At 34.1% G+C, this 18,663-nt stretch carries 16 protein-coding genes and 2 other annotated features; of the genes, 2 read left to right on the top strand and 14 right to left on the bottom strand.

All coding sequences use genetic code 11. From position 1 onward, the window contains the following. Positions 1 to 8: 8 nt before the first annotated feature. From infC to BN2144_RS10670, 10 genes are all read right to left on the bottom strand, one after another. A complete protein-coding gene (gene infC / locus BN2144_RS10715; protein WP_075047823.1) occupies positions 9 to 512 on the bottom strand; it encodes a translation initiation factor IF-3 in 504 nt (167 codons plus the stop codon). A gap of 87 nt (positions 513 to 599) precedes the next feature. Further along, positions 600 to 735, bottom strand: a sequence feature (ribosomal protein L20 leader region). A gap of 311 nt (positions 736 to 1,046) precedes the next feature. Next, positions 1,047 to 1,337, bottom strand: coding sequence for a hypothetical protein (locus tag BN2144_RS10710; RefSeq protein WP_033828226.1), 291 nt, complete (start codon positions 1,335 to 1,337; stop codon positions 1,047 to 1,049). Between the two features lie 1,324 nt (positions 1,338 to 2,661). Then, complete coding sequence (gene thrS / locus BN2144_RS10705; RefSeq protein ID WP_033828225.1) at positions 2,662 to 4,596, bottom strand: threonine--tRNA ligase; 1,935 nt, start codon at positions 4,594 to 4,596, stop codon at positions 2,662 to 2,664. A 199-nt stretch (positions 4,597 to 4,795) separates the two neighbouring features. After that, positions 4,796 to 5,026: a binding site (T-box leader), on the bottom strand. Positions 5,027 to 5,118: 92 nt separating this feature from the next. Continuing rightward, positions 5,119 to 5,949 (bottom strand): sporulation protein YtxC, encoded by an 831-nt coding sequence (ytxC, locus tag BN2144_RS10700; RefSeq protein ID WP_042337855.1) that lies wholly within the window; start codon positions 5,947 to 5,949, stop codon positions 5,119 to 5,121. A 410-nt stretch (positions 5,950 to 6,359) separates the two neighbouring features. Next, on the bottom strand, positions 6,360 to 7,292 hold the full coding sequence (gene dnaI / locus BN2144_RS10695) for a primosomal protein DnaI (protein WP_033828588.1): 933 nt from the start codon (positions 7,290 to 7,292) through the stop codon (positions 6,360 to 6,362). A 17-nt stretch (positions 7,293 to 7,309) separates the two neighbouring features. Beyond that, positions 7,310 to 8,680, bottom strand: coding sequence for a replication initiation and membrane attachment family protein (locus BN2144_RS10690; RefSeq protein ID WP_033828224.1), 1,371 nt, complete (start codon positions 8,678 to 8,680; stop codon positions 7,310 to 7,312). 83 nt (positions 8,681 to 8,763) lie between these two features. After that, positions 8,764 to 9,228 (bottom strand): transcriptional regulator NrdR, encoded by a 465-nt coding sequence (nrdR, locus tag BN2144_RS10685; RefSeq protein WP_033828223.1) that lies wholly within the window; start codon positions 9,226 to 9,228, stop codon positions 8,764 to 8,766. 39 nt (positions 9,229 to 9,267) lie between these two features. Continuing rightward, positions 9,268 to 9,654, bottom strand: a complete 387-nt coding sequence (locus tag BN2144_RS10680; RefSeq protein ID WP_050632284.1) for a hypothetical protein — start codon at positions 9,652 to 9,654, stop codon at positions 9,268 to 9,270. Between the two features lie 152 nt (positions 9,655 to 9,806). Next, the gene (gene speD / locus BN2144_RS10675) at positions 9,807 to 10,187 is read right to left on the bottom strand and encodes an adenosylmethionine decarboxylase (RefSeq protein WP_033828221.1); all 381 of its coding nucleotides are present in this window, start codon (positions 10,185 to 10,187) and stop codon (positions 9,807 to 9,809) included. Positions 10,188 to 10,579: 392 nt separating this feature from the next. Further along, on the bottom strand, positions 10,580 to 11,611 hold the full coding sequence (locus tag BN2144_RS10670; protein WP_033828220.1) for a glyceraldehyde-3-phosphate dehydrogenase: 1,032 nt from the start codon (positions 11,609 to 11,611) through the stop codon (positions 10,580 to 10,582). 646 nt (positions 11,612 to 12,257) lie between these two features. Here BN2144_RS10670 and BN2144_RS10665 point away from each other — a divergent pair. Then, positions 12,258 to 12,800 (top strand): MFS transporter, encoded by a 543-nt coding sequence (locus BN2144_RS10665; RefSeq protein ID WP_033828219.1) that lies wholly within the window; start codon positions 12,258 to 12,260, stop codon positions 12,798 to 12,800. Positions 12,801 to 12,818: 18 nt separating this feature from the next. Then, entirely contained in the window at positions 12,819 to 13,265 is a 447-nt protein-coding gene (locus BN2144_RS20985) for an MFS transporter (protein WP_407638067.1), read from the top strand. A 253-nt stretch (positions 13,266 to 13,518) separates the two neighbouring features. Here BN2144_RS20985 and coaE read toward each other — a convergent pair whose 3' ends face one another. The 4 genes from coaE to polA all read right to left on the bottom strand — a co-directional run bounded on the left by coaE (position 13,519) and on the right by polA (position 18,513). Continuing rightward, the gene (coaE, locus tag BN2144_RS10655; protein WP_033828217.1) at positions 13,519 to 14,118 is read right to left on the bottom strand and encodes a dephospho-CoA kinase; all 600 of its coding nucleotides are present in this window, start codon (positions 14,116 to 14,118) and stop codon (positions 13,519 to 13,521) included. A 144-nt stretch (positions 14,119 to 14,262) separates the two neighbouring features. After that, on the bottom strand, positions 14,263 to 14,913 hold the full coding sequence (gene ytaF, locus BN2144_RS10650; RefSeq protein ID WP_033828216.1) for a sporulation membrane protein YtaF: 651 nt from the start codon (positions 14,911 to 14,913) through the stop codon (positions 14,263 to 14,265). A gap of 118 nt (positions 14,914 to 15,031) precedes the next feature. Continuing rightward, positions 15,032 to 15,865, bottom strand: coding sequence for a DNA-formamidopyrimidine glycosylase (mutM, locus tag BN2144_RS10645; protein ID WP_033828215.1), 834 nt, complete (start codon positions 15,863 to 15,865; stop codon positions 15,032 to 15,034). 17 nt (positions 15,866 to 15,882) lie between these two features. Then, positions 15,883 to 18,513, bottom strand: a complete 2,631-nt coding sequence (polA, locus tag BN2144_RS10640; RefSeq protein WP_033828214.1) for a DNA polymerase I — start codon at positions 18,511 to 18,513, stop codon at positions 15,883 to 15,885. Between the last annotated feature and the right edge of the window lie 150 nt (positions 18,514 to 18,663).

Below are 18,663 nucleotides of genomic sequence, written 5' to 3'. Positions count from 1 at the left end.
TAATGACTTTACTTTTCAGTTTTTGGCGCTAGTACTAAGAACATGCTACGACCGTCCATTTTTGGTTTTGATTCAACAGCTGCAATATCTGCACATTCCTTTGCTAAGCGATCAAGTACCTTTTGACCGATTTCTTTATGAGTGATGGCACGACCTTTAAAACGAATCGATGCTTTCACTTTATCGCCTTTTTCTAAAAATTTACGAGCATTTCGTAATTTCGTATTAAAATCATGTTCGTCGATGGTTGGGCTAAAACGGACTTCTTTCACACTGATTACCTTTTGATTTTTCCGTGCTTCCTTCTCTCTCTTTTGTTGCTCAAAGCGATATTTTCCGTAGTCCATAACTCTTGCTACAGGTGGTTTCGCATTTGGCGCAACTAAAACAAGATCAAGATTCCGGCGAGCCGCAATCTCTAAGGCTTCAGTTTTTGTTTTAATTCCCAATTGATCACCGTTTGCATCAATTACACGAAGTTCACGAGCACGAATGCCCTCATTGACCATCATATCTTTGCTAATATTAGGACACCTCCAAAGAATTTCATGAATACTTGAGTTTGGTTACAAAAGAACAGAACCCGACTATTCAATAATATAATAAAAAATGTGCAGGATAAAACACCCGCACATTTGATATTGTGTCAAAACACATCATCGTTTGCTATGTTAAAGACCTGTTAACAACAAATTGCGTCCTCCAGGTGAGAAGCGGGTGCCTCTTCTTTTACAAACACCGTATTCAATTCACTTTGTTAAATATAGCATAGATAAGACAAATTGTCAAGTTATGTTTTCTACTACAAACACAACAAAGAGAAGTATAACAAAAAAGGGCGGGAATGACAATAATTTTTTTAGCTATGGAAGAAACAGTCTTTTTTGAGTTTGATTTGGGATCTGTGAAATAATACCTCTATATAAGAATCCGCTACAATCGGCCACTCCTCCTATAATAAAGCCCGTTCAACACTGAGCCTGCTTTTTTTTAAAAAAATAGGCCCAATATTATTGAAATTAGGCTTTATTAAAAGTGAAATAAACTCAATCATTTTTTCTTAATTGGATAACGATGATATTAATCCAGGTAATTATTGGTATAAAAAATAATAGTGCTACAATTCCTAAACTATCAAACAAACGATAGGATTCCTTATGAAACTTTTGCGGATCTATTTTATATAGTACTGCTGATGCGCCACCTAGGATAATTGTATTGACAAAAAAAGCACAAACTATTAATTTCCATCTATTTACTTTTTTAAATACGTAAAAGCAAATTAAAGTGGAAACAAGTAAAGCAAACAATATAATGAGTATGAAAATCGAATTCAAAAAGCCCCTCCTATCTTTTTTGATAATTCTTTACTTTACATCAATTTTAATGATAATATACAAAAGTACAAAAAAAAACAACCAAAAAGAGGAAATTTATCAATTTTAGGTGTTCTCTGAAAAGACACTTTTTGGGATAAAAACATTTGAATTATCACGAAGAATTTTTACTCTTTAGAGTTGAAGGTATTTTAGTAGATATTTTACGGGAAATAATTTAACCAAATTTCATGAAAGTTATCGTTTATTATCCCCCCTAAATTCGATAATTTACATACATTCTGATTTATTATCACTCTAATATTTAGCCACTTAAGATTATTCTTACAATAATAATTATAAAAGTAACGATTAATAAAAGACTATATTTAAAGTTTTATGTTGTTTTTCTCTTTTCATTTTGTCATTTTTAAGCATAGGATATTCTTCTTCAAATTTTTTCAACTTTTATTCACCTTCCTTTCATTATAATTGCAAAAGAATAAAACTTATCGACAATTTCAATTATAATTATTACAAACTATATTCATCTAATTTTTCGCCTTGTCCATTAAAAGTTCGTACTGAGTGAGGTACATAGTTGAACGAGAGAATTGATCCCGACTAAATCCTCGTTCAAAAAAAGTAGTAGAAAGTGTTCTGCTTTTAATTTAGTCCTTCTAATCAAAGTCTCTGCTTTCTTGCACATTGACGAATTTGTTCAATAGAAAGTCTCTTTTCTAGTTCAACTGATATTCGTTCCACTTCCGATTGTTTATCTTAGCTTACAAAAAAATACTCCTCTCAAAAGTTGTTGCTTATTTCTGAGAAAAGTATATTCTAAAATATGGAAATCATCAAAAATATTTACTTGATGGATGGGGTCGGAAGCGTACCAGTAATTACCTTGAATCGATTTGTCCGTGTGACAATTTATTAGTAATGAGCCCTGCAAGCTGTTCTTTTTGTAATCCATCTTAATTATTTTTACTGTTTGTATTTTTACTTCTAATAATTACGGGGAGATTATATTATTATTCATTTGCACACAACTCTATTCTTGTACTTGTTTTCAGAGAGGAAATTAGGATTTGTGTGTTTCTATTTATTAAATTTTGTAAAAGCTAACATTTGTTATCAACCGATAACAGGCTGAAAAGATTGTAAATCAACGTTTTCAGCCTGTTATTTTGTCCTTCATCTGTCAATATAGAAATTCACTTTACAAGTATCAGCATGAAAAGTGAATTCATTTTTTCCCAAGAATTTCACTTGCACACGTATTCTAAGATGAATCTTTATAGGGTTAACTATTTATTTAAGCTATGATGCTATTACGTTAAATTCATATTCTTGCTTCTTGTTTTATTTGTTCCAAGAAACGATCAAACGAGACTGTTTCCGATTTTTGTTCACCATATTTACGAACATTAACTGCTCGCTCTTCCACTTCTTTATCACCAACAACGAGCATGTATGGAATCTTTTGAACTTGTGCTTCACGAATTTTATAACCCATCTTTTCATTTCGGGCATCAAGTACCACTCGTACACCAGCTTTTTTCAACTCATCTTTCACTATCTTAGCATAGTCAAAGTGAATTTCAGGGGATACTGGGATTACTTGAACTTGAACAGGTGCAAGCCATGTTGGGAACGCACCTTTGTATTCTTCAATTAAGTAGGCAACAAAGCGTTCCATTGTTGACACAACACCACGGTGAATAACGACCGGACGATGTGGTTTTCCATCTTCTCCAACGTAGCTTAAATCAAATCGTTCTGGAAGTAAAAAGTCGAGTTGTACGGTAGATAATGTTTCCTCTTTACCAATAGCTGTTTTTACTTGAACATCTAGTTTCGGACCATAGAATGCAGCTTCACCTTCTGCCTCAAAATATTCAAGACCAAGATCATCCATAGCAGATTTCAGCATACTTTGTGCTTTTTCCCACATTTCATCATCATCAAAATATTTTTCTGTATCTTCCGGATCACGGTAAGATAAACGGAAAGAATAATCAGTAATGTTGAAGTCTTTATAAACTTCCATAATTAATTCAACAACACGTTTAAATTCTTCTTGAATTTGATCTGGACGAACGAAAATATGTGCGTCATTTAAAGTCATACCGCGAACCCGTTGTAGACCAGATAATGCTCCACTCATTTCGTAACGATGCATCGTTCCAAGTTCAGCAATTCGAATTGGTAGCTCTCGATACGAATGCATAGCATTTTTATAAACCATCATATGGTGCGGACAGTTCATTGGACGAAGCACTAATTCTTCCCCATCCCCCATATCCATTGGTGGATACATATCTTCCTGATAATGATCCCAGTGACCGCTTGTTTTATATAAATCAACATTAGCAAGAACTGGTGTATACACGTGATCATATCCAAGACTAATTTCTTTATCAACAATATAACGCTCGATTGTTCGACGAATCGTAGCACCTTTTGGAAGCCATAACGGAAGTCCTTGTCCGACAAGTTGATTGATTGCAAATATATCTAACTCTTTACCAAGTTTCCGATGATCGCGTTCTTTTGCTTCTTCTAACATTTTTAAATGTGCTTCTAGATCAGCCTTTGTGAAAAATGCTGTACCATAAATCCGTTGCAACATTTTATTATCACTATCACCGCGCCAATAAGCACCAGCAATACTTAATAATTTGAACTCTTTAATTTTTCCAGTGGATGGAACGTGCACACCACGACATAGGTCAAAAAATTCACCTTGTTCATAAATGGTTACTGTTTCATTTTCAGGAATCGCTTCAATCAGTTCTAATTTATATTCATCGCCAATTTCTTTATATAATTGGATCGCTTCGTCACGACTAACCACTTTTCGCACGATTTCCAAGTTTTCATTAATAATCTTTTTCATTTCTTTTTCAATTTTAGGTAAATCTTCAGGTGTAATTGATTCATCCAAATCGATATCATAGTAAAAACCATTTTCGATGACAGGACCGACGCCGAGCTTTACATCCTTATATAGGCGCTTAATCGCTTGAGCCATTAAATGCGCTGTACTATGGCGCATAATCTCTAAGCTTTCCGCATCTTTATCTGTTAAAATTTGAATTTCACCATTTTCCTCAATCGGTGTACGTAAGTCAATTTCTTCACCATTAAATTTACCAGCATATGCTTTTTTCTTTAGTCCCGGACTAATCGATGCTGCAATGTCTTCTGTTGATGTCCCTTTTGGAAACTCCTTTACTGCTCCATCTGGAAATGTAATTTGAATCATTTCTGACATCCTATTTTCCTCCTTGTTTATTCCAATTTTGTTTCTAAAGAAAAACTCAGGGACGCTAGAGCCTTTCTTATGCGCTTAAGCGTATAAGGAAAGTAGAAATTAGAAAATTTATACTTTCCTACTTTCCAAAAATTGATTTGAGAAGTTTCGTTGTTACCCCTCAATTTTCTTTATAAAAAAACAACAACTCGCCCCTAAAAATAGGGACGAGTTGTTGTTACCCGTGGTTCCACCCTGATTCTCGCAAAAATATTAACATTTTCGCGACTCAGTAACCGATAACGGTCGGGGCCGTCAACTATTACTCGAAAATCTTTCACAGTTGAAGTTTAAAGGGGGTAAGTCAATTATTCGTGTTAGGAAGTTTCCACCATTCCTTCCCTCTCTTTGAACCGTAATAAAAGACCCATGTCCTTCGCATGACTTTTACATATAAAAAATCATTTTTCTTAGATTTTCATTCGATAAACAACTTATGTAGGTATTATATGTTTTTTACATAAAAAAAGCAAGGGGAGCTCCCTACCCATTTTCAAAAGAAAAAGCATGAAGTGAATAGATATGTAATTTTTCCTCAAATATATTTTTTAACGTTCGTATAATTCCACTTTCAGGTTCATTTGTATAAAGATAAATCTTTTCCGGTGCAATAGATATAAGTGGAGCAATTGTAGTTGAATCTACGTAAACTGGATGATCAGATAATAGTTTCCGATCAATACATTTATTTAGTTCTGATCTTTTCATTTCTCTTTTATTTTCATCAAAAAAGATAAAATCATCTTCATTTACAATATAAATACAATTCATCTTTGCTTTTCTATCCGATAAAAAATTACGTAAATAGTAAATAAATGATTGATATTCTTGTTCTAATTTGTATTCATCGATTGCTACTTCGATATAGGAAGATAATTTTTCCCTATAAAAGCGAAGTCGGAAGGTTGTAAAAGCCTCGATAGAAAAAGGTTGGTCTGTTTGTAATACTTCATATAAGGCTTGATCTACTCGCTCCTCTAGCAACGAATGATCAATTTCCAATGGGATGTCTTTTCTTTTTCCAGCTAAAATTGAATACACCATCTCAATAATTTGTATTTGTTCATCGACATCTGTAAAGAAAAATTCTTCCTCTAATATTCGCTTACACCAATCTGTCCGCTTTTTCTCCAAAATAAACCGTTTCAGTAATGTATGTATGTTAAGTAGTATATCTTCTTTGTTTTCTTTTGGATAGATAAAGTTTAATTGATACGTTTTCTCTTCTACTTGTAAATTATCAATATGGTATTCTTGAAAAATGTTATAAAAATAACTTTGATCATCTTGATTATTAAATTGGATACAAATCACGATCGTCCCCCCTGTGAGGCATTCCTGTTTCCATATATATGGGGGGCTCGGCCACTTTAGAAGTAATTTTGTATATATTTGTAAGTAGTTTGACATATTTTTAATAAAAATAGCAGAGTAGAATGCGGGAAGCATGGAGATTTTCAACTTTGAAGTACCCTTTAGGTAGTCTTCCTATCGAACGCATTTCCTCACACAACTAAAGTCGGATGTCTCCATTCATAAAGGATGAATCGATTACAACTTCACCTTAACTATTTTGTTAAACAGTTGTGATGTTTTTGTTACTCCACTTCAGTCTTGAAACTTCTTAAAGTTTAACAAGAGTGATATAAAAAGCCAGATGGGACTACTTTTTCTCCACCTGGCTTATCAATAGTTTACAACTTTTTCTTATTGCTTTTCGACTATTATTCACGCTTATTCGCTCCATCTATTTCAACGGGTTCAGCTAAATATTTAATTCGTTCAATAATTCGAGCAGCTTTTACTTTTTCTTCTTCACCGCGCTGTGTATACGTTAAATGATGTTCTAATTCGTTTAAATTAAAATTGGACGTAAAAAAGGTCGGAAGTTTTTCTAACATGCGATATTGTAAAATCGGCCCGAGCACTTCATCTCGTACCCAACTTGAAACTGCTTCAGCCCCAATATCATCAAACATTAAAATGGGAGCATGTTTCAATAAATTGAGTTTTTCGTTTAATGTATTATCACTTATTGCTTGCTTCATCTCTCGTATCAGTTCGGGAACATAAACAATAATTGATGAAATTCCTACTTCTGCTAATTCATGGGCAATCGCTCCTAATAAATACGTCTTTCCCGTTCCAAAAGGTCCATAAAAATAAAATCCTTTTTGAAAATGCTCCCTGTCATAATGCGTAATAAACTGTTCGACTTTATCGACTGCTTTAATTCGACTAACCGTATCAAGGATAACTTCACTAAGAGACGCTTGTAAAACATCTTTAGGCATATAAAAGCATTGGATGAGCCGTTCTTGTTTTTTCCGTTCATCTGCAAGTCTTTTCAAACGACAGGGAACATAATGCACATCTATTGCGTTATTCTTAATAACGAGTTCTGGTTCAAATCCAGGAATAATATTTTTACATTGTGCAAGAGAAGAACATTCATCACAGCCCCGACATTGAGATATATATTCATATAGTTTTCCAAGGCTTCGGTCAATCATTGAACTCGTTATTTCCCCTTGATGTTCCATCATAAACGCTCGAACATCCTTATTTTCCATAATCTCTTGGCGCAACTCTGCCATTTGTTTTTGCAAATTCCCACGATTACCCATTCGCCTTATCGTGTTATTAATATTTTCCATATGTTCCATGCACCTCCTTACTTCTTAAACTTTTTCAACCGTTCCTCGACACTCTTTTTCAATTCGATATCCACATTTTCGGCAACTGCCTCTTTTGGCTGATCACGATGTTCCAACCATTTCGGTACTTTTTCTGTCCGAACGTTTTTCCGTTTTGTTTTCTTTGGTTCATTCTTTTTATTTTGTTGCCACTCAACATATTTCCGATGCTCTTCCTTCGCTAACTCCATCGCTTCTTTTACTGTTTTCACTTTTTTCCTTGCCCAATGGGAGGCAATCGTTTCAACAAAAGATCTTGTTAATTTCATATCCGTCCGCAACATACAATATTGAATAAGGACATTAACGACGCCTGAATTGAGTTTCTGATTTAACATAATATCTTCAACTAGTCGCAAATCACTTTCGGCAGGTTCCGAGCCATCTGATACATCAGTTAAAACTTGCCGAGGACTAACTGTTTCAAGGTAACGGATTAGCCGGTCTTCTTGTGTTTTTGGAACATCCATTTCCGATTCATAAATGGGACTTTGCGTTCGGTCAATCAATTTAGGTAACGAATTGTAATGCTCTAGCGTATACCAATCTCTTGCAGTTTTTCGTAGTTTTTCTAAATCGACCTCGTTATTATTATCAAGACTCCTCATAACAATATTTTTCATTTGAATTGCATCAATTCCATATAAAAATGCTAATTTTACAATCACTTCTCGAACATCAGGTGTTATAGATTTACGTGGGACAATAGCCTCATCCAATCCAGCGATAAACAATTCAAAATCGAAAAATTCAGGAGAAACAGTGATTGGTTCTGCTTCTACACGTGTAGGTAAAATTGTATCCGAATCAACCTCATCCATTTTATCACGGTATGAAAAAGAATGTGATGAACTAAATACTTGTTGAAAAGGCATCGTAATATTATTAAATTCTTTTATGTTGATAGCCCCATCAGAAAAATCCTGTTTTAAGCGGTGATAATAGTCACGACCGACCTTTTGATACAAATAAATATTTAATAATCCATCCGTGAAAAACTGTCGAGGCGATAGAGGTGGCTTCAATATATAAATAAACTCCCGTGAGTCACCATCATGTTTTACAAAAGACTCCATCAACCCAATTGCCTCTAATTTTTTTCGGGCATTATAAATCTCTCCCAAATTTAAATCAAGTAGATTCATGATATAATAATGGGACGCTGGTTCAGAGTGTAGTCGATTTATATGAATTTGACTTTTTAATGTTAAATATAAACTAATACTTATAGGTCCTATGAGTGGCTGATATAAGAAGGATAAAACTTTTAGATCACCTTCGTTTGCCGGTCCATCGATAGAAACAATGTATTGATCGGCTGGTATAATTTCTTTCCAATGTGGTTCCATGAAAACAACCTCAAACTTTCATTTTACATCGTTCAAATGTCACTCGTTAGTCCGACACATTTCTTTTTCCAAACAAAAATATATTACTCATTTCGTTCCTTCTTCAATATTTCTTTTAATTCTTCAATGAATACATTAATATCTTTAAATTGACGATAGACAGATGCAAACCGAACATAAGCGACTTCATCAATCTTCGCCAGTTTATCCATAACCATTTCACCGACGTCTTCACTTTTCACTTCTGAGACTCCTAAATTCCGAAGTTCCCGCTCAATATCGGTCGTTATACTTTCTAATTGGTCTAAACTGACAGGTCGTTTTTCACAAGCCCTTAATAAACCTCTTAATATTTTATCTCGACTAAATTCTTCTCTCGTTCCTTCTTTTTTAATGACAATTAATGGATATTCTTCGACTCGTTCAAATGTAGTAAAACGGTAACTACACGATTCACACTCACGTCGACGGCGAATGGCTCTCCCCTCATCAACTGGTCGTGAATCAATAACCCTTGTTCCATTATATTTACAAGACGGACATTTCACTACTCTTGCCTCCCTTCCTTTCCATTTATCTTCATGTGGTCATTTTTCAGCCTTAGGTAATTGCTTGTCCAATTCACTATATAACTGTAGTATAACTTTTTTTAATGTTGGATATAGACCGATAATCGAAAACTTTTCAGATGATACCATAAAATCAACCGCTGTTTGAAAAGGTCTTACTTGGATAACGGTAGCGACAATAAAGGCATGCGGACTGTTTGTCATTGAAACCGCAATCTCGCCCCGATCTTTTGATGTTGAGTTTACTTTCATATTTGGATTTTTTTCAAACAATTCTTGTGCAGCAGTAAATACTTTATCAAATGAACTTTTATAGTAATGACTTTTTAATTGATTATCAAAATGGTCATCTGATGTTTCGCAGTTTTTTTGAAACCGTAAAAAGATTGATTGTTTTTTACTCATTGATAACATCCTTTACGTTTAGTTTTTCTCATGTCATGTCGTTCGTTCACTTAAAAAATCATATGTAATTAACCTAACATTATCATACTACAATTTCACCATATAAAAAAAGATGATGTTTGATGTAACACCATCTTTAAGTGTAATTTTCATTATGCTTGATGGACAGTTGTTCGCTGTACTCCAACAGGACCCATCCCTCTTGGAAGTTCCATTGTTTCTCTAGTTGTTGCATTTAAGTTCTCCGCTATATAATCTGCGGCAATCGTTGGATCTAAATTACCGCATGTATAAACATCAATACTAGCATAGCCATGTTCTGGAAAACTATGAATAGTTAAATGTGATTCTGAGATGATTACAACACCGCTAACCCCTTGAGGTGCAAATTTATGAAATGCAACCTCACGAACTTCAGCACCAGACTTTAATGCTGCTTCTACAAATAATCTTTCAATAAATTCCATATTATTGAGTTTGTTAAAATCACAACCCCACAATTCTGAAATTACATGACGACCCATTGTTTCCACATCGGTGTTCCCCCTTTATAAATTTTGTCCTGTACAGACACAGGTAATGAGTGTACACGATAAAACTGTTATAACTACCACGGGGGGAAGTTAGTCCAAAGAGGTCCTAACCCTTTAAGTAGCTATAGATATTCATGTGTAAAAGTATACTTTGTTTTATATTCTTTTTCAATAAATAAATAATCGTTTTAAAGCAATTTCCCTATATAAAGGGAAATTTCAGTCAACTCGAGTAGTCCACCTTCGTGATGAAATATGTTCGTTCACAAAAAGAACTATCCCCTGATATACTTTTCCTTAAACACATTATAAAACATATAAATCATTAAGGAAAAGATTCAAAGGATAGTTTCATTTAATTATATTAGTCTAACTTTATACAGCACGATTAATTATAAAGCGGTTGGTTCCATTTCTTTAGATAAATGGTTTGCGACTTGTTTAACAAGATCGACAACACGACACGAATAGCCCCATTCATTATCGTACCAAGCAAGTACTTTTACTTTATTTCCTTCCATTACCATTGTCGATAGTCCATCAACAATTGATGAATGCGAATCTGTATTAAAATCAATAGATACAAGTGGCTCATACGTTATATCAAGAATACCTTTTAACTTTGTTTTACTAGCTAAAACAAATGCTTCATTCACTTCATCTGCAGTAACTTCTTTTTTCAAATCAACAACTAAATCAACTAAAGATACATTAGGTGTTGGGACGCGTAACGCAATGCCATGCAATTTTCCATTTAAGTGCGGTAATACTTTACCAATGGCCTTTGCAGCACCGGTCGTCGTAGGAATAATCGATTGTCCACAAGCACGAGCACGCCTTAAATCTTTATGTGGATTATCAATGTTTTTCTGATCATTCGTATACGCATGAACGGTTGTCATAAATCCACTTTCAACACCAAAGTTATCATCCAATACTTTGACAACTGGTGCTAAACAGTTTGTTGTACAAGATGCATTCGAGATAATATGGTGTTCTTCTATATCTAAAACGTTATCATTTACTCCAACAACAATTGTTGTATCTTCATTTTTACCAGGTGCAGTTAGTATAACCTTTTTCGCCCCTGCATTTAAATGTAGGGCGGCCTTTTCTCTAGAATTAAATTTACCAGTAGCCTCTATAACAATATCAATATTTAACTCTTTCCATGGTAATTGTTCTGGATTTCTACTATTCACTAATAATACTTCTTTTCCGTTTACAACTAAACTATTTTCACCAAATTCAACGTCTCCAGAAAATTTACCATGAACGGTATCGTATTTTATTAAATGAGCAAGTGTTTCTGGAGGATAACTGGCATTAACAGCAACAATATCGAAATCGTCCATTGTTATTGCTCTCCGAAATACCATGCGTCCAATTCTTCCAAATCCATTAATTGCTACTTTTTTAACCATGATGGTCCCCCTTGTCTAAATGATACACAATCATGTTTGTAATCGTAAATAGTATAACACATTTTATGAAAAGATGACATATTTATTGCCACTTTTTTCTTAAAAAGTTTATTATTTGTCAAAAATAATTTAAAACAGGGGGGGCGAATTGAACATATTTCTAATAAAGTGGAAAAAACTTTTTAAACAAAGGGGCCCATCCATCTCATGATTTCTCCGGTACAAAAGCGCACTTCGATATGATAAAATAATTTTTAAATTACCACCACTTTTCCACGCAGTACAAGAAAAGCGGATGCCACCTGCAGGAAACTGAAAAGCCTATCCAACGGCGAGATGTATAACTTAAAAATGAAAGGACCCAGCTGTTTTTTCTAACGCCGGGTTCGAACAATGCAAGATAAACACGAGACCATTAGATACAAAATAGTAGTCAATGTTTTTAAGGGGAAATGTTGTGTGGTGAACGATATGAATCATTTATCTATTTTGCGAGTCTGGATATATACATTTACATCAACTTTTTCTCAACTATATGCGCCTATTATATTTTTATTTTTTGACAGTAGAGGTGTCAACACGGGACAAGTTGGAATACTATTTGCAATAGGTTCAATAATAAGTCGACTAACAGAAGTTCCATTCGGTGTATTCTCAGATAATTACTCAAAAAAAATTAAGTGTAATTTTAGGTGGATTATGTACGATTGTGGGATTGATTATTTATATAAATGGCTATGGATTCACACAGATGGCTATTGCTATAGGACTCATTTCTATTGGAGATTCAGGAAAATCTGGTACTGTACAAGCTATATTGGTAAATACTTTAAGAGAACAAAATGACTTTTTTCAAATTAACAATTATACCACATATATTGCAAATGCTCTTAGTGCAGTTATCATCGGATTTCTTTTTAAGATCAATCATCAATATCCATTTTATATTTCACTTTCATGTGAGATTATTTTGATTTTTTTGATACTAACAATCAAAAATAAAGACCAGATTCCATCACAGAAAAATACTTTAGAAGAAGATAATAAGCTAAACCTTAAAACAGTTCTTTATTTTTTTAGTAAGTATAAGTTTATATTTTTTATTTTGTTTATCTCTTATTTCTTTATTCCACAACTAAGTGTGTTTTTTCCAGTATATTTGGAAACACAGAAAATACCAGTCGAGTGATTTGGGGATTATTTATTTATTCATGAATCTTATTCCAATGTTAGGTACTTTTTTTATAAAAGAAAACTGACAAAACTTAACGAGTATAAATTATTAATCTCTAGCTTGTTTATATTTTCGTTAGGTATTTTCATAATGGGGGTTCTAAAGAATCTTTTTATAGGCCTTTTTATATATGCTTTGCTACGGATTGTTATTGGATGGTTTTGGCTTGTATCTTCTATTTGCCTTAATTCTGTATCAACAAATTCAAACAAAGCAACGATTTTTTCCATTAAAGGAATGATTACAAATCTTGCCTTTATCTTGAGTGATCCTTTCATAAATAAAACTATCTACCATCATAATATTTTTTATTCATATCTAATTACAGGATTTTTTCTTTTTATTCTTGCAATTTTAACTAGATTTCAACATAGTAAAGCAATTAAGCGGAGTGAAGAAAATGTATACTTTGAGAAATGATGTGATCGTAAGAAGGGGATTTTTTGGAGGATTTGAAATTTTAATAAGCGGATGTGGTGCAGCACAATCAAGATTAGCATACCTTGGTCAAACCAATCCAGGCAACATGTGAAAAACAGCCATCTATCTGAGGAAAAATCAACGATAAACGGCTATTTGTGATGCGTACCGAAAAGGTGTGCTTATTTTATATTTCGGGCTTACGACATTCTAAATAACTTCAGCAATCCATTTTTTTCGTTCACATTTATGATTATAGTACTTGCCAATCCTTTAAAATCGTTAATAACTGTTCTTTTGACTGTTCAATCGTTCCACGGTTATCAATAAAGGCGTCCGCTTTTTTCTTCTTTTGTTCAATAGAAATTTGTGAACTTATTCTTGCCTCCGCTTCTTCCTTTGACAAATGGTTACGATTCATTAATCGTTCTAACTGAGTAGAGATGTCAACATAGACGACTAATACTTTATCAACCATATAGGTTAAATTACTTTCATATAATAATGGAATATCTAAAAAAACCACTTGTTCTCCACGGTTAAAAGCAGCATTCTTTTCTTCCAGCATTTTGTTACGGACTGCTGGATGAACAATCGAATTTAGTAATAATCGTTTGTCTTCATGATGAAAAACAATATCTCCTAGTTTTTTTCGATCAATATCCCCATTTGGTAATAAAATATCCTCGCCAAAATGCTTTTTAATTTTTTCGTAAGCTTCTTCTCCTTGTTCAACAACTTGTCTTGCACATAGATCAGCGTCGACAACTGTATAACCCAGTTCTTTTACCATGTTTGATATAGTACTTTTACCTGTTGCAATACTACCCGTAATCCCAATGACAAGTGCCATATGGAGCCCTCCTCTATCGTATTTGCTATGCATGTAATTTGTTTTTGACATTTTATCATTTTTTTATGGTGTAGACTACTATAATGGAGGAAAGCAGGAAGAGGACATCATATATGTTTCTTATTAAAAACAACGCCACTTTTGTTATATTTTCCAAATACCAATTAAGATGAGTAGTAATCCTGGAAGAAATGAAAATTGTTTAACCCATTGTTTTGAACCAAGTGTTGAACCAAACTTTATACCTGATGTTGCAAAAAAAGCACTCATCATACCAACTGTAATGGCAAGGAGTAAAGGAGAGAATCCTAACATTGAAGCACCGAGACCTGCACCAAAGGCATCGAGGGATAAGGCAATACCTAGTAAAACTGCCTCCAAACCTGTAATCGTTCCAGACTTATCTAAATCAGCAGCCATTGGTTTTTTCAAAATTTGAATGACAACACCCATCGATTTCAGTTCGAATTTCATTAAAACTTTTTCTTTTGTCTTTCTAACCTTTTCAACTGTTTCTGCTTTCTCATCTGGGTCACGAAAGAAGTGGACTAGAGCCCATCCACCTAATGCAATCAAAATACATCCACCTACCGTATCCATCGTAGACGACGGAAGTATTTTTCCAAAATGCGAACCGATATACGCAGCTATATAAAGTGCAACTGCAGAACAGCTCGCGATTATGAAAATAGCATGAAGTGGAATTTTTACCTTTCTCATGCCATATGTTAAACCGACATTAAAGCTATCAATACTTACTGCCAATGCAAGTAATAGAAGTGGAATGATATCCAAATAGAACAACTCCTTTCAACGACTCCTAAAGATATCGTATGAAAAGAGTTATTCTTACGTTCATGTACAATAGGCAAATATCTAATTGAATATCGTTTGTAAAATGATACTGGAAATTTTATTTTTTGATTTGTTGACACTTCGGGCAAAAATGTGTTCCTCGACCAGCTACTTTCATTTTTTGAATTTCAGTATTGCATCGTTTACATGGTTTTCCTTCCTGCCCATAAACATTTAATTGTAATTGAAACATTCCAATTTCACCTTGAGAGTTTACATAAGAACGGATTGTACTTCCACCTTTTTCTACCGCTTCACTTAATGTTGCAATGATTTCTGTTCGTAATCTCTTCACTTCTGTTTTTGAAAGTGAATTTGCCAATCGTTCAGGATGAATTTTTGCGCGAAATAACGCTTCATCAACATAAATGTTACCAAGACCTGTCACGATTGTCTGATCCAAAAGAGCTGGCTTAATCATTCTTGTCGTTTTTGCCAACGCTTTTTCAAAATATCCTAGCGTAAACTCCTTTGCAAAAGGTTCTGGCCCAAGTTGACTTAAAGGTCGTTGGTTAAACTCTTCACCAATTGGAAATATGTGCATTGTACCGAATTTACGAACATCACGGTACCGTAATTCTGTATCATCTGTAAAAGTGAATATTACATGGGTATGTTTATCAAACGATTCATCTTTACGATACAATCCGTACTTTCCTTCCATTCGTAAATGAGAAACAAGTGCAAGATCATCCATATAAAAAATGAGAAATTTACCTCTTCTTCCCATCTGATGAATGGTTTGCCCTTTTAATAAAAGAATAAACTGGTCAACATCTGGTGGATTTTTTATTATTTTTGGCCAAAAAACTTGCACATTTTTAATTGTCTTATCAAGCACAAGTGATTCAAGCGTACGTCTAATTGTTTCTACTTCTGGTAATTCTGGCATTGTTCTGTCCTTTCTAATTACTTTGCATCATACCATGTTGGACCATATGCATAATCAACTTTTAATGGAACCTTAAGTTCAATTGCATGTTCCATTACATCTGGGACAATTTCCTTTAAGATTTCAATTTCATCTTCTGGTGCTTCAAAAATAAGCTCATCATGAACTTGTAATAGGAGCCGCGCTTGTAATTTTTCTTCTTTCAATCGTTCTGCCATATCAACCATAGCCTTTTTAATAATATCAGCAGCACTCCCTTGAATTGGCGTGTTCATTGCGGTTCTTTCAGCAAAACTGCGGACATTAAAATTTCGACTCGTAATTTCTGGAATATAGCGTCTTCTATGAAGTAATGTCGTTACATAGCCTTGTTGTTTTGCAACTTGCACAATCTCGTCCATATATTGTTTAACTTGCGGATAGCTTTTGAAATAACGTTCAATAAATTCTCCGGCTTCCTTTCTTGTAATTCCTAAGTTTTGAGATAAGCCGTAGTCACTAATCCCATAGACAATTCCAAAGTTTACTGCCTTTGCTTGTCGGCGCATATTGCTCGTAACGGCATCTTTATCAACATGGAACACGTCCATTGCAGTTTTTGTATGAATATCAAGATTATGCTGGAAAGCTTCAATCAAACGTTCATCCCCGGAAATATGTGCAAGTACCCGTAACTCAATTTGTGAATAATCGGCTGAAAACATAACCCAGTCCTTAACTGACGGAACAAAGGCTTGGCGAATTTTACGTCCCTCTTCTAACCGAATTGGTATATTTTGTAAGTTCGGATCTGTTGAACTTAATCTACCCGTTTGCGTCAATGCTTGATTAAAGCGTGTATGGACTTTTCCTGTTTCCGGGTTTACAACTTTTAGCAATCCTTCAATATACGTCGACTGTAGTTTACCAAGCTGACGATAAGTTAATATTTGATCTACAATTTCATGTTTTGATTGTAATTTTTCGAGTACATCTGCTGACGTGGAGTATCCTGTCTTCGTTTTCTTAATAACTGGTAATCCGAGCTTTTCAAATAAGATTACACCAAGCTGTTTTGGTGAATTAATATTAAATTTTTCCCCAGCTAATTGATATATTTTTTGTTCGATCTCATTTAATTGGGCTTTAATTTCTTCTCCCATTTCTTTCAAACGATTACTATCTAAAGCGACTCCCATACTTTCCATTTCACCTAAAATTCGCGATAATGGCATTTCTAAATTAGTAAATAACTCATATTGTTCATTTTGTTTAAGTTCGTCAATGAGTTTTTCTTTCAATTGGAACATCGCTAATGCTTTCCGAACAATATGTTCAGCCCGTTCTTCATCTGAAAGCGGAGTACGTTTTGCTCCTTTTCCGTACACAACATCATCTGGTAAAACTTCATCATATTGATGTGCTTTTGCCACATCACTAAAATCTTGAATATTTTCGGATGGGTTTAATAAATAAGATGCGATTAATAAATCAAAGTCAATGGAGTTAACAAGGAATCCAAGCTTTTGTAATGAAACAATCGTACGCTTTGCATCATAAACTGAAATTCGCATCGATTCATCTTCCAACCACGATTTGAAAATGGAGGAGGATTTCACTACATCCATCGGTAAATAATAATTACCTGATCCATTCACGAGTCCGATTCCTAAGATCGGCGCAAGTTGGTAGTCATCTTCTATTATTTCTACATATAGTGCACTATCTTGTTGTAACATGTCTTCTGTAATTTCTTCAACAACTTTAAAATCAATGGTTGCTAGCTCTTTTACTTCCGGCTCAACTCTGTCATCTAGTTTTTCAAGTAGCGATTGAAATCCTAGCTCCCTAAAAAGTGAGATTAACTTTTCTGGATGAGGACCAGTATAATCAATCTCAGATATATTTATGTTAACTGGCGCTTTGCGATAAATTGTTGCTAATTGTTTACTCATTAACGCTTGATCTTTATATGTTTCTAATTTCTCTTGTAATTTCTTTCCGCTTACAGATTCAATTGATTGAAGTAGCTTCTCAACCGTTTCAAATTGTTTTAACAGTTTAATTGCTGTCTTTTCACCAACACCAGGGACACCAGGAATATTGTCACTTGCATCCCCCATTAATCCTTTCATATCAATAATTTGTTCAGGAGTTAGCCCATATTTTTCTTGAATGTGACTAGGTGTGTATGCTTCAATATCAGTTACACCTTTTCGCGTAACAAGGACTGTTGTGTGATTCGATGCGAGTTGGGTTAAGTCTTTATCACCGGATACAATTCGAACTTCAAATCCATTTTCTTCGGCTTGTTTTGATAATGTACCGATGATGTCATCAGCTTCATAGTTTTCAAGCTCATATTGTGATATACCATATGCTTTTAATAGCTCACGAATATACGGGAATTGTTCCGATAGTTCAGGAGGCGTTTTCTGTCTTCCACCTTTATACTCCGAAAATGTCTCATGGCGAAATGTTGTTTTTCCTGCATCAAATGCAACGAGAACATGGCTTGGCTTTTCTTCATTTAAAATCTTTTCCAACATCATGGCAAAACCATAGATTGCATTCGTATGTACACCTTTATCATTGTTTAATAATGGGAGAGCAAAAAACGCACGGTATGCCACACTATTTCCATCAATTAAAACTAATTTTTTATTCAAAAGATTACCCCCATTTTCTTAAGTTACATAAATGTAATTGTAAAATATATTTATTAACATTCTTTATGTTTACCTACAATTTATATTCTGTGGTACTTCATTGTTATTTCATTCAATTTATGATTTATCACGCATATCAAATATAAAAAA

This window comes from Bacillus andreraoultii (assembly GCF_001244735.1).
Classification (GTDB): domain Bacteria; phylum Bacillota; class Bacilli; order Bacillales; family Caldibacillaceae; genus Caldifermentibacillus; species Caldifermentibacillus andreraoultii.
Note: the sequence above shows the minus strand (reverse complement) of the source record. Positions and strands in the feature narration are given on the sequence as shown.